This is a genomic window from Streptomyces sp. NPDC093225 (assembly GCF_044753805.1).
GTDB lineage: Bacteria > Actinomycetota > Actinomycetes > Streptomycetales > Streptomycetaceae > Streptomyces.
The window spans coordinates 1-11,710 of sequence record NZ_JBIVNX010000097.1 but is presented as its reverse complement, the minus strand read 5'-3'; the positions used below and the strand labels follow the sequence as shown (position 1 = coordinate 11,710).

Below are 11,710 nucleotides of genomic sequence, written 5' to 3'. Positions count from 1 at the left end.
CGGACCACCTACAAAGCAACCATCCACATCACCATGCTCACGAGCAGCTCTTGACGCCCCGACCCCGCCCTTAACTGAACGGCGTTGCCCCTAGACCTGGTCCTCGGCCAGTTCGGCGACGCCCGTGATGCGGTGGAGCGGGTACGTGCGGACCTCGTCGGCGGTGTGGTCGTAGCCGGTGACGAAGCCGCCCTCGACGCGGACCGGGGCGATCACGCGCTGGGAGGCGGCACCGTCGGCGTTGACGTAGCCGATCCAGACGGCCGAGCCCGTGAGGGCGGCGGCCTGGACCGTCGCCAGGGTCTCGGCCGCGGTGGTGCGCGGGAGTTCGCCGGGTGCGGCCGCGGCCGGGGCGGGCTCCTTGCGGACCGCCGTGGCGGCCAGGTCGCCGGCGCGGACGGCGCGTACGGCGGCGGCGAGCAGCGTCGTGTCGGGGACCGGCGGGCCGTCCGGGACGGGTACGGGGGCGGCGCGCGGCGGGGTGCGGTGGGCGTCGGCCCGTGCCACGAGCACGTCCCCGGTGGCGGATTCGGCGGCCGGGGCGTAGCCCATCGCCCGCAGGCCGTCCAGCAGGGTCGTGGGGTCGGTCTGCGCGGCCAGGACGGTGGGCGCCAGCCGGCGCAGCCCGAGGGCCTGGGAGCGCTTGTCGGCGAGGATCTCGCCGAGCATCGCGTCGTCGTCGCAGCGCACGTACGACGAGGCGGCGCCCACGCGCAGGTGGCCGTGGCGGCGGGCCACGTCGTCGATGAGGTAGGCGAGTGGCTGGGGGACGGGGGTGCGGCTGTGCCGTTCCAGGAAGGAGTGCAGGTCGGCGGCGTCGTGGCCGGCGTCGAGGGCGCGGCGTACGGAGGCCGGGGTGAACCGGTAGACGGTGGCCCCGCCCTTGGACTCGACGTCGGCGAGGACGGCCAGGGTGTCGGCCAGGTGCCGTTCCAGCGGGCCGGGGGCGACCGCGGTCAGGTCGGCCTGGAGCAGGACGTGGTCGACGGGCTCGGGCAGGAGGGGGGCGAGCAGGGAGCCGAGGGCCCGTTCGAGCGCGAGTCGCTCCTCGGGACCGCTCGGCCCGGCCTCGTGCGGTTCCGGTACGCCGTCGGTCGCGCCGGGTTCGGCGGCGGCGCCGGTCCCTGCGGCGGTGTCGCGTTCGGCGGTCGCGGTCTGCCGGGCGGTCGCTGCGCCGTCGGCGGTCGCGCCGTGGTCCGGTGCTGCCTCGTGCCCGTCCGCCCCGCGCGCGGCGGTGGAACCCTCGGGGGTTCTGGGCCCGTTCGCCGTCGCGGGCGCGTGGGCCGTCGGGGCCTCGTGCGTCGTGCGCGGGACCCGGGGCGTGGTCAGCAGGGGGCGGGACTGGCCGGCAAGGGCGCCGCGGCCGGTGACGCCGAGCAGTTCGGCCTCGGTCAGCGTCCAGCGGGACAGGCGCGCCCGCAGGTCGCCCGTACCGCCGCGGACCGGCCGCTCCCAGTCGAGCCGCGCCAGCAGCGCCTCGGGGTCGGCGGCGCCGCCCTCGGGGAGGCCGGCGAGGAGGTCCAGCAGCCGGTGCCGGACCTCGGGGGCCGCCGAGCGGTCCAGGTCCGGGCCCAGCGCGGAGAGGGTCCGCCCCTTCGCGTCCTGTTCGCCCACCAGGCCCGCCGTGCGGGTGGCCGGCAGCCAGGCCGCGACGAGGACGGCCCAGCGGTCGTGCACCGGCAGGTCGAGCCACTCGTCGTAGAACGGCGTGGGGGCGTACCGCTCGTCGGCCTCGCCGTCGCTGGCGAGCAGCCCGGCGGCGTAGGCGAGTTCGATCCAGAACGCGGCCACCGGCTCGGACACGTCCAGTGCGGCGGCGGCGCGCTTCAGGTCGCGCACTGCCAGTCCGCCGGCCCGCAGGACCAGCGGTCCGCCCTGGTCCCAGGAGGCGAGCAGGTCGCCGACGGTGGCGACGGCGGCCAGGGCCTGGCCGGCCGCGTTGGCGTCCACAAGCTGTGGACGGTGGGTCTTCGCCGGCGCGACCGACGGCGCCAGGGGTTCCGGCGCGCGGTGCGCCCGGCCGCCGCGCAGGTGCAGTGCGACCTCGCGGGGCAGCACCACGGTCCGCGCGGAGGTGGGCAGCAGCAGCCCGTGGTCGCGCAGCCAGCGCACGGGCGGGGCGGGGTGCGGGGTCACCTCGCCGTACGGCGGGCCCCACACGAGCCGGGCCAGCACCTGGTGGGCCTCGGCCGGGGCGTCCGCGAGGAGCGCGGCCATCCGCCCCGGGTCGGTGAACAAGCCGGCGAGCGCGGCCACCGCCGACACCGGGTCGTGCGTCGCGGGCAGCCCGGCGGTGGCCACGATCTCCTGGAGCCGGCCCGGCGACATGCCGGCCGTGGCCTCGGCCACGGTCGGCCCGAGGCCGGTGGGCGAGGGGCGGGCGGCGCTGGGCGCGAGGAGTTCCCGAGCCGTGCGGACCAGGCGCAGCCGACTGTCGTCCCCCCAGACCAGCGCCTGCGCGCGCAGCCGCCCCAGGGCCGCGGGCAGCACCGCGCGGATCACGTCGGCGGTCGCCGGAGTGTCGGCCCCGGCGACGGTCACGACCGCGCCGGCCGACCCGGTGGCGCCGGCGGGCGCGTCGGCCGGCGCGCCGGCGGGCACCGGCCCGGTGGCCCCGGCCGGCGGCTGCGGTTCCGTGGTGTCCGCGCCCGGGTCACCCGTCATCAGGGTCTCCAGGACCTCGTACGGGCACGGGTCCGGGGCGACGGCGAGGGCTTCCGCCGTCTGCAGGGCGAACCGGTCGAGCCGCTCCAGGGCCCGCACGACCGAGGCACGGGTGCCGGCGCGGGTGGCGAGCTGGGTGAGGTCGTGGGGGACCGGGTTCAGCAGGTCGGGCCGGGCCCGCAGCAGCGCGGCCAGCGACGCGTCGTCACCTGCCCGCAGCGCCTCCGCGAGCGACCGCGGGGCGGCGCCGGCGGGCGGTGCCGCGGCCGACCCCGGGCGCTGGGGGTCGGTGGTGGGGTGCGCGCTCTCGGACACGTTCGCCTCCTGGTCCATCCGGCCAACGGTAGCCCCTGCGCGACATCCCGCCGAGTGTCGGGAACACGCGCTACCGTCGTGGACGGGCGGTACCGGAGGGGTCGGAAGGGGAGCCGCAGCGTGGGGATCGAGAGCGACCAGCTGGTCTACGACTACCTGAGCCGGGTCGGCGACCTGGCACAGCGCCGACAGGTCCCTTCGGGGGACCGGATGCGCCTCGTGTCGTCGCTGCGCAACGAGATCGACCGGCAGCGCGCCAAGTTCGAGCCCGAGACCGCCGCGTCGGTGCGTCGCATCCTCGACCGGCTCGGCTCGCCCGAGGAGGTCCTGGAGGCGCTCGCCGAGAGCGGGGGCGGACCGCTGCCCGCGGCCCCGGCCGGCTCCGCCGCGCCCGCGGACCGCGTCCCGGCGCCGGCGCCCGGGTCCCCGTCCCGGCCCCGGTCGGGTCCGGCCGCCGGGCCCTCCGTCCCGGTGCAGCGCGGGCCCCGGCTGCTGCGCCGGAACCCCCGGCCCGGTGACGTGCCCCCGCCCCGCCCCGCCACGGCCGCATCCCCGCCGCACCTCGCGGGCCTCGACGAGTTGGGCGACTCGGGGGGAGAGCCGGACTGGTGGCGGGTGACACCCGCGCCGTTCGGGCCGCACACGCAGGTCGAGGGCTTCGCGGGCGGGATCGAGATCCCGGAGCTGCTCAAGCGGCCGTCCGACGCGGATGCCGAGACCGCCGGCTCCGACGACCCGGCGGGGTCGACCGCTCCCGCCGCGTCCGCCGAACCGGTCGGGCGGGTCCGCACCGTCGTACGGGCGCTGCGCGAGCGGCGCAAGGCGGTCGCGGGCGGCGCCGAGCCGGAGGCCGCCGCGGGCCCCGCCCCGGCGGGGGATGCGGCCGCCGGGGTCGCGGCCGCGCCCCGACCCCGGCCGCAGGCGTGGTTGCTGCTGTGCGCGGCCGTGCTGGTGGCGGGTGCCGTCAGCGGGTACTGGATCGTCCTGCTGATGGGCTGGCTGCTGGCGTACGCCTCGCGGAGGATGTCGCCGGCCGAGCGGAAGTGGGTGGTCCTGGGGCTGCCGGGGCTGGTGGTCGGCGTGGCGGTGCTGTGGGTGTGGGGGCGTGCGACCGGGCGGTGGGGGGAGCCGTTGGGCTCCGGCGGGGTGGGGGAGGCGCTCTCCGGGCTGTGGGGCGGGGTGGTGCGGATCGCTGCCGTCGTCTCGGCGGGCTACCTGGGCTGGCGCTCCCGCCGCCCCTGACGCCCTGCGCCCGGTCGTCCTCCGCCGGCCGGGCCGGGATCGTGTACCCGGGCCCTGGCCCCTGTCGCGTGGTGGGGCGGGGTGTGGTTCACCCGTGGGTAAGGCGGGGATCGGGTGGTGTTGGCCGGGCGGACCGCGGCGTCGGCACAATGGCCGGTATGAGCCTCCCCCGCCCTGCGCGCCCGCTGACCGTCGGCTTCGACCTCGACATGACGCTGATCGACTCGCGTCCCGGGATCCACGCGGCCTACCGGGCCCTGGCGGCCGAGACGGGCGCGTACATCGACGCCGACGAGGCGGTCACCAGGCTGGGGCCCCCGCTGGAGGAGGAGCTGGCGTACTGGTTCCCCGAGGACCGGGTGAAGGAGATGGCCGACCGCTACCGGGCGCTCTACCCCGCGCACGCCATCGTGCCCACGCCCGCCATGCCCGGCGCGCGCGAGGCCGTCGAGGCGGTCCGGGCCCTCGGGGGCCGCGCGATCGTCGTCACGGCCAAGTACGAGCCCAACGCCCGCCTGCACCTCGACCACGTCGGCATCGCGCCCGACGCCCTGATCGGCTGGCTCTGGGCGGAGGCCAAGGCGGAGGCCCTGCGCGAGCACGGCGCGAGCGTGTACGTCGGCGACCACGTCGGCGACGTACGGGGCGCCCGCAAGGCCGGGGCCGTCTCCGTCGCCGTGCCAACCGGCCCGTGCGGGGCGGACGAGCTGCGCGCGGAGGGGGCGGACGTGGTCCTGAGGGACCTCACCGCCCTGCCGGAGTGGCTCGCCGAGTACGCCGCCACGCGCGCGTAGCCGCCCGATCCGTCGGCAGCCCGGGCGGGCCGCAGGGGCCGGAACCACGGCGGCGGTGCGGGCTGCGGCGCGTCGGGCTCGGCGTGGCGGTGGGGGTCAGCGGCTCGTCGGGCCGGGCACGGCGGTGGGGTCAGGCGCCGCTGCGGCGGCGGCCTCGCGGCGTTGGGCGGCGATCGAGCGCAGGACGCCCGCGCCCGAGATCGCGAAGCCGACGCCCATCAGCATGCACACCGCGTACGCCACGGTCGGGAACGGCTCGGTGCCGAGGAACAGCGGGGCCATCGTGACGAGCGTCGCGACGGCGCCGACGATGAAGACGATGCCGCCCGCGCGCACCAGCCCGTCGCCGGGCCGGGCTTCGTCGGAATGGCCGGGAAGAGGAGTACCAGTCACGCGACCAGGGTAGTTCCCAGGCCGTAGGAAGCACCGGGGGACGGCTTGTCAGCGGCTCCCGGACCATTAGCCTGGTGGTTGGCGGGTCGCAGACGACCCGCTGTACTGCTATCCGGAGCCGTTTTTCGCGGCCTTCCGGACCCAACGAGCACAAGGACGAGGAAAGACGTGCCTACCGGCAAGGTCAAGTGGTTCAACAGTGAGAAGGGCTTCGGCTTTCTCTCCCGTGACGACGGCGGCGACGTCTTCGTCCACTCGTCGGTGCTCCCTGCCGGGGTCGATGCACTCAAGCCGGGCCAGCGCGTCGAGTTCGGCGTGGTCGCGGGCCAGCGTGGCGACCAGGCGCTTTCCGTGACGGTGCTGGACCCGACCCCCTCGGTCGCGGCCGCGCAGCGCCGCAAGCCCGACGAGCTCGCCTCGATCGTGCAGGACCTGACGACGCTTCTCGAGAACATCACCCCGACGCTGGAGCGCGGCCGCTACCCCGACAAGGCGCACGGCGTGAAGATCGCCGGCCTGCTGCGGGCCGTGGCGGACCAGCTCGACGTCTAGGACGACCGCGGCCCGCCGCGGCCCGCCGGGGCGCACCGGACGGCCCGTCATACGCGTGAGCCCCACCACCCGTCCGGGTGGTGGGGCTCACGCGTACCGTCTACGGAAAAGCCAGCGCCTCCGGTCGGAGCGCCGGGACGAGGCCCTCGGCCGCGGCCCGGGTGAGCAGCCCGCGCACCGCCGCATAGCCCGATTCGCCCAGGTTCGCGGTGAATTCGTTGACGTACAGGCCGATGTGCTGGTCCGCGACCGCTGGGTCGAGCTCCTGGGCGTGCTGCCGTACGTACGGCCGTGACGCCTCCGGGTCGTCCCAGGCCATCCGCACCGAGGCGCGGGCCGACTCGGCCAGCGCCCGCAGGGTGTCCGTCCCCAGCGCGCGCTTGGCGATGATCGCGCCGAGCGGGATCGGCAGCCCGGTGGTCCGCTCCCAGTGCTCGCCCATGTCGGCGAGGCAGTGCAGCCCGTAGTTCCCGTAGGTGAACCGGGCCTCGTGGATGACCAGTCCCGCGTCCACCTTGCCGTCGCGCACGGCCGGCATGATCTCGTGGAACGGTAGGACCACGACCTCGCCCACCCCGCCGGGCAGCACGTCGGCCGCCCACAGCCGGAAGAGCAGGTACGCCGTCGAGCGCTCGCTCGGCACCGCGACCGTACGTCCCGTCAGGTCGAGCCCGGGTTCGCGGGTGAGCACCAGCGGGCCGCAGCCGCGGCCGAGGGCGCCGCCGCAGGGCAGCAGGGCGTACTCGTCGAGGACCCAGGGCAGGACGGCGTACGACACCTTGAGCACGTCGAACTCGCCGCGCTCGGCCATGCCGTTCGTGATGTCGATGTCGGCGAAGGTGACGTCGAGGCCGGGGGCGCCGGGGACCCGGCCGTGGGCCCACGCGTCGAAGACGAAGGTGTCGTTCGGGCAGGGGGAGTAGGCGATCTGCAGCGGGCGGGACGGGCTCGCGGCCACGGAAGCCTCGGAGGAGGCGGAAGCCTCAGAGGACGTGGAAGCCTCGGAGGGCGCGGGTGCCTCAGAGGAATCGCTCGCGTCGGTGGACCCGGCGGCCTCGGTGGTCCCAGCGGCCTCGGTGGTCTCGGCGGCCTGGGTGGTCTCGGCGGGTTCGGTGGCTCCGGTGGCCTCGGTGGTGCCGAGGTCCGTGCCGGTGCCGTTGTCGGTCGTGCCGGTGGTCATCGGTGCCTCCAGTTCTGGAGTACGGGTACGAGGCGTTGGAAGCCCTCGCTCAGGGCCGCCAGGGCGTCGCCGATCCGCCAGGCGTCGCGGTCGCGCGGGCCGACGGGGTTCGAGACCGCGCGGATCTCCAGTACGGGCAGGCCGTGCGCGGCGGCGGCCTCGGCCACGCCGAAGCCCTCCATGGCCTCGGCGCCGGCCAGCGGGTGCCGGGCCAGCAGCTCGGAGGCGCGCCCGGCGGTACCGGTGACGGTGGAGACGGTCAGGACGGGCGCCAGCAGCGCCCCGGTGGCCTCGGCGGCGCGGGCCGTCAGTTCGGCCGGCGGCAGGTGCACCGCCCGGCCGAAGCCGAGCTCCTCGACGGACAGCCAGCCGTCGGGGGTCTGGGCGCCGAGGTCGGCGGCGACGATCGCGTCCGCGACGACGAGGGAGCCGACGGGGGCGGCGAGCGGGAACCCGCCGCCGATCCCGGCGGAGACGACGAGGGAGTACGGGCGCTCGGCGGTGGCGAGGGCGGCGGCGGTCGCCGCGGCGGCCGCGGCCGGGCCGACGCCCCCGGCGAGCACGTCGAAGGCCACGCCGGGTGCGTCGTAGCGGCGCAGGGTCCGGCCGCCGGGCAGGGTGCGGCCGGGCACGTCGTGGTCCGCGGCGGGGGCCGGACCGGGCGCCGTACCGGGAGAGCCGGAGGGCCCGGGGGCTCCGGGGGTACCGGAGGCCACCGCGGACCGGGCCGGTCCCGGGTACGGCAGAGGGGTGGTCAGGCCGGCGGCGACGGAGTCGGCCTCCGCGGCCACCGCGGTCACGACGAGTGCGTGCACGCGCCCGGTGCTAGTTCTTCAGCTTGAGCGTGAAGGACCAGACGGCGAGGGGCTTCTTGTCCTCGCTGAGCTGGATGAAGGCGAGCTTCTTCGAGGCCGGGGCCTCACCCTGGCCGCCGGTGGCGAACACGTCGGCGCCCGGGAAGGAGCGGTAGGTGTTCGACGACGGCTCGGTGATGGGCTGGCCGTCGAGGACCGCCTGCCACGTCTTGCCGTCCTCGACGACCTCCGGCTCGACGCCGAGGCGGAGGGTGTCGCCGCGGGCGTAGTCGATGGTCTTGCCGGCCTTGATGCTGGCCAGGCAGTCGGCGACCTTGTCCTGCGACAGCTCCTTGCCGCCGTCGGCGGAGCAGGCGGCCTCGGCGGACACCGTCGAGCTGCCGACCGTCACGGTCGCCAGCGGCGTCGGCTTGTCGCAGGCGGAGAGGACGAGGAGGCCGGCGGACACGGCTCCGAGGGCCGCGCCGATGCGGCGGCCCTTACCCGAGATAAGCGGTGCGGTCATGAGCCGAAGGCTATCGGGCCAGCCGTTTCCTTCGCGCGCGGGGTGGCGTAGGCCCGGGCGTTTCCGCCCCGGGCCTACGCCACCCGGGGGCGCGCGGGGCGGTGGCGGGGGGTCGAGAGCAGGCCCCGCCAGGCCATGACCGTGCCCGCGGCGACCAGGGCGGCGGCCACGGACATGCCCACCACGCCGTTCAGCGGCAGCGAGATCCCGATGGCGCCGCCGACCACCCACGCCATCTGGAGCAGCGTCTCGGAGCGGGCGAAGGCGGAGGTGCGGATGTGCTCGGGCACGTCCCGCTGGATCATCGCGTCCAGCGACAGTTTCGCCAGCGCCTGGCAGAACCCGGCCGTGGCGCCCAGCACGGCGATCAGCAGCCCCGAGTAGAAGACCGCGGCCACGATCGCGGCCGTCAGGGTCAGCGACAGCACGGCGGCCACGATGGCCTCCGGCGCGCGGGAGCGCAGCCAGGCGCCCACGGCCGTGCCGCACGCGTTGCCCACGCCCGCCGCCACGCCCACGATGCCCAGCGATACCGCCGCGCTCTGGCCGGGCAGGGGGTGCTCGCGCAGCAGGAACGCCAGGAAGAAGATCAGGAACCCGGACAGGGCGCGCATGGCCGCGTTGGCCCACAGGCCGCACAGCACCGAGGGGCTGATGGCCCGCAGCCCCGGACGCTTGCGGGCGCGCTCGCGGCGCGCCTCGTGCGTGGAGAGCCGGGCCCGCCGCTCGCCCTTGGCGGAGTCCACCTTGGGGGGCAGCGTCAGGGACAGCACGGTGCCGCCGACGAAGACCGCGCAGGCCCCGTACAGCGGCCACGGGGGCCCGATCAGGTGCAGCAGCGCGCCGAGGGGCGCGGCCGCGCCGGTGGCCAGCAGGCCGGCGAGGGTGACCCGCGAGTTGGCCTTGACCAGCGAGAACTTCGGTGGGAGCAGGCGCGGCACGACGGCGCTGCGGATCACCCCGTACGCCTTGGACGCCACCAGCACCCCGAGCGCGGCCGGGTACAGCTGGAGCCCGCCGGTGGCCACCGCCGTGGACATCGTCAGGGCCAGGACGGCGCGGGCCAGCATGGCCCCGGCCATGGCGGCCCGGCGGCCGTGCGGGGCCCGGTCCAGCAGGGGGCCGATGACGGGGGCCAGCAGGGCGAAGGGGGCCATCGTGATGGCGAGGTAGAGCGCCACCCGGCCGCGGGCCTGGTCGGTGGGGACGGAGAAGAACACCGTGGAGGCCAGCGCCACGGTGACGAGCATGTCGCCCGCGCCGTTGACCGCGTGCAGCTCGATCAGCTTGCCGAGGCCGGATTCACCCGCCCCGTGCGCGTGCGTCGCGCGCCGGATGCCGCGCGCGGTGCGGCTGATCGGCGTGTGCACGGCGCGTCCCAGGGCCCGGCCGGCCCGCCGGACCCGGCCCGAGCCGTCGTCGGAGGACCGTACGGACCGCGCGGCTGCCACCTGGCCATAGTGCCCCACCCCGTGCCGGGACGGGCTCGTCGGCTCGCGCCGGGGGTGTCGCGGCCGGGGCTCGACCGGGCCGCGCGGGGGCTGCCGAGGGCTGCTGTGGGGGCCGCCGAGGGCTGCTGTGGCGGCGGCTGAGGGCTGCTGCGGGGGTGCGGGAACGGGGCGGCGGAGGTGTCCCCGGGGTGTCCGAGAAGTGTCCGGGGCCCGGATTGCTGTCCGCGAATCGGACGTGCAGGTGGGCCCAGGGCTGCGAAGGAGGTAGCGTGCGTAGCGCGCCACCGGCGGTCGCTCTTGGCCGCGCGCCTGTTCGCGATCCCGCAGAATGGATCGTAGAAGGTGCGCCCGAGGCCGATCGGGCGCGGACGTCGACGCGGCCCTCTGGTCCGCTCCGCCCGCGCCACGTACGGATCAGGACCGGCGGTTGTTTACGGACGAACGGCGCACTCGTGAGACGGCGTAGGAGAGAACGAGACCTGTGAGTGCTGCGACGACGCGAAGCCGTACCCCCGACCGCCTGTGCGCCGAGGCCGTCGACCTCGCCCGCGCTGCGGCTCAGGAGGCCGCCGCGCCGGGGGTGGTGGGCGAGCACGTGTCCGTGGTCGCGGAGGGCGACCGCGTCGTCACGCACTACTTCGCCTGTGCCGAGGCCGGCTACCGGGGCTGGCGCTGGGCGGTGACCGTCGCGCGCGCCTCCCGCGCCAAGGTGGTCACCATCGACGAAACGGTGCTCCTGCCCGGGCCCGACGCGCTGCTCGCGCCCGAGTGGGTGCCGTGGAGCGAGCGGCTGCGCCCGGGTGACATGGGGCCGGGCGACCTGCTGCCCACCGACGCCGATGACCTGCGGCTGGAGCCGGGGTACTCCGGCGAGGACGAGCCGGCGCCCAATTCCGTCGTCTCGGAGGAGGTCAAGGACCTCGCCGACACGGAGGACGTGGCCTTCACCGACCGGGCGGCCGTGCCCGACCGGGGCTCCATCACCTCCGTGGCGGAGGAGCTCGGCATGCGCCGGGCGCGCGTGCTGTCGCGGTACGGGCTCCACACCGCGGCGGACCGGTGGGACGAGGCGTACGGGGCGAAGACCCCGATGGCGCAGGCGGCGCCGGCCAGCTGCGTGTCGTGCGGCTTCCTCGTGAAGATCGGGGGGTCGCTGGGGCAGGCCTTCGGCGTGTGCGCCAACGAGTTCGGGCCGGCCGACGGGCGCCTGGTCTCGCTGTCGTACGGCTGCGGGGGCCACTCCGAAGCTGCGGTCATGCCGAAGCCGCCGCGGCCGGCGCCGCCGGTGCTCGATTCGATGCGGGCGGACGAGTTCCCGCTGCGGCCCGCCCCCGATGCGGGGTCCGTCCCCGACACCGACCTCCCCGAGCAGGACCTCGGGCACTCCTGAGCAGGACCTCGGGCACTGCTGAGCAGGACCTCGGGCACTGCTGAGTCGGGTGGGGTTCGGTTCTGGGTTGGGTGCGGTTTGGCTTGGGGCGCGGTTCTGAGTCGGGTGCGGTCCGGTTCTGCGTTGGGTGGGGTTCGGTTCTGAGTCGGGCGCAGCCCGGTTCAGTCCTGGGTGCTGGCCGTGTCTTCGAAGGTCCGTCAGCGTGGGGGTCCCTCAGAGGGGTGGCAGCCGGCGTGACGTGACGGGGCGTCGGGGTGGGCTCGCTTCGCGGGGCCGCCCCGTGGTGCGTGGGTCCCCTCGGCGCTTGAGGCGGTAGGGCCTGCAGGCCCTGCGGCAGGCCCACCCCTGGGGCTTCGGGGCTTCGCCCTGGCCTTCGGCCACCCCAGGCCCGGGCCTGCCTCCGGACCAG

Annotated in this window: 10 protein-coding genes; 4 read left to right on the top strand and 6 right to left on the bottom strand. The window is 76.3% G+C overall.

Going from position 1 to position 11,710, the window contains the following annotated elements:
* Nucleotides 1-90 precede the first annotated feature (90 nt).
* Nucleotides 91-2,997: a helicase-associated domain-containing protein gene (locus tag ACIQCH_RS37970; RefSeq protein WP_402588857.1), complete on the bottom strand. Its 2,907-nt coding sequence runs from the start codon at nt 2,995-2,997 to the stop codon at nt 91-93.
* A 102-nt stretch (nt 2,998-3,099) separates the two neighbouring features.
* On the opposite strand from ACIQCH_RS37970, the gene ACIQCH_RS37965 reads away from it, so the two are divergent.
* On the top strand, nt 3,100-4,221 hold the full coding sequence (locus tag ACIQCH_RS37965; RefSeq protein WP_402588855.1) for a hypothetical protein: 1,122 nt from the start codon (nt 3,100-3,102) through the stop codon (nt 4,219-4,221).
* 149 nt (nt 4,222-4,370) lie between these two features.
* A complete protein-coding gene (locus ACIQCH_RS37960; protein ID WP_402588853.1) occupies nt 4,371-5,015 on the top strand; it encodes an HAD family hydrolase in 645 nt (214 codons plus the stop codon).
* A gap of 96 nt (nt 5,016-5,111) precedes the next feature.
* Here ACIQCH_RS37960 and ACIQCH_RS37955 read toward each other — a convergent pair whose 3' ends face one another.
* Nucleotides 5,112-5,408: a hypothetical protein gene (locus ACIQCH_RS37955; RefSeq protein WP_402588851.1), complete on the bottom strand. Its 297-nt coding sequence runs from the start codon at nt 5,406-5,408 to the stop codon at nt 5,112-5,114.
* Between the two features lie 168 nt (nt 5,409-5,576).
* On the opposite strand from ACIQCH_RS37955, the gene ACIQCH_RS37950 reads away from it, so the two are divergent.
* Nucleotides 5,577-5,960 (top strand): cold-shock protein, encoded by a 384-nt coding sequence (locus tag ACIQCH_RS37950; RefSeq protein WP_030208134.1) that lies wholly within the window; start codon nt 5,577-5,579, stop codon nt 5,958-5,960.
* 100 nt (nt 5,961-6,060) lie between these two features.
* Here ACIQCH_RS37950 and ACIQCH_RS37945 read toward each other — a convergent pair whose 3' ends face one another.
* From ACIQCH_RS37945 to ACIQCH_RS37930, 4 genes are all read right to left on the bottom strand, one after another.
* Nucleotides 6,061-6,918 (bottom strand): 1,4-dihydroxy-6-naphthoate synthase, encoded by an 858-nt coding sequence (locus ACIQCH_RS37945; RefSeq protein ID WP_402588859.1) that lies wholly within the window; start codon nt 6,916-6,918, stop codon nt 6,061-6,063.
* 218 nt (nt 6,919-7,136) lie between these two features.
* Complete coding sequence (locus ACIQCH_RS37940) at nt 7,137-7,955, bottom strand: futalosine hydrolase (protein WP_402588849.1); 819 nt, start codon at nt 7,953-7,955, stop codon at nt 7,137-7,139.
* Nucleotides 7,956-7,965: 10 nt separating this feature from the next.
* Nucleotides 7,966-8,460, bottom strand: a complete 495-nt coding sequence (locus tag ACIQCH_RS37935) for a DUF2771 domain-containing protein (RefSeq protein ID WP_402588847.1) — start codon at nt 8,458-8,460, stop codon at nt 7,966-7,968.
* A gap of 74 nt (nt 8,461-8,534) precedes the next feature.
* On the bottom strand, nt 8,535-9,911 hold the full coding sequence (locus ACIQCH_RS37930) for an MFS transporter (RefSeq protein ID WP_402588845.1): 1,377 nt from the start codon (nt 9,909-9,911) through the stop codon (nt 8,535-8,537).
* A 481-nt stretch (nt 9,912-10,392) separates the two neighbouring features.
* Here ACIQCH_RS37930 and ACIQCH_RS37925 point away from each other — a divergent pair, with 481 nt between their 5' ends.
* A complete protein-coding gene (locus ACIQCH_RS37925) occupies nt 10,393-11,301 on the top strand; it encodes a DUF3027 domain-containing protein (RefSeq protein ID WP_402588843.1) in 909 nt (302 codons plus the stop codon).
* The last annotated feature ends 409 nt before the right edge of the window (nt 11,302-11,710 follow it).

Bases quoted from the DNA above. Each gene is read 5' to 3' on its own strand.
- ACIQCH_RS37970 (WP_402588857.1), bottom strand. From the start codon at position 2,997: ATGGACCAGGAGGCGAACGTGTCCGAGAGCGCGCACCCCACCACCGAC.
- ACIQCH_RS37935 (WP_402588847.1), bottom strand. From the start codon at position 8,460: ATGACCGCACCGCTTATCTCGGGTAAGGGCCGCCGCATCGGCGCGGCC.
- ACIQCH_RS37960 (WP_402588853.1), top strand. From the start codon at position 4,371: ATGGCCGGTATGAGCCTCCCCCGCCCTGCGCGCCCGCTGACCGTCGGC.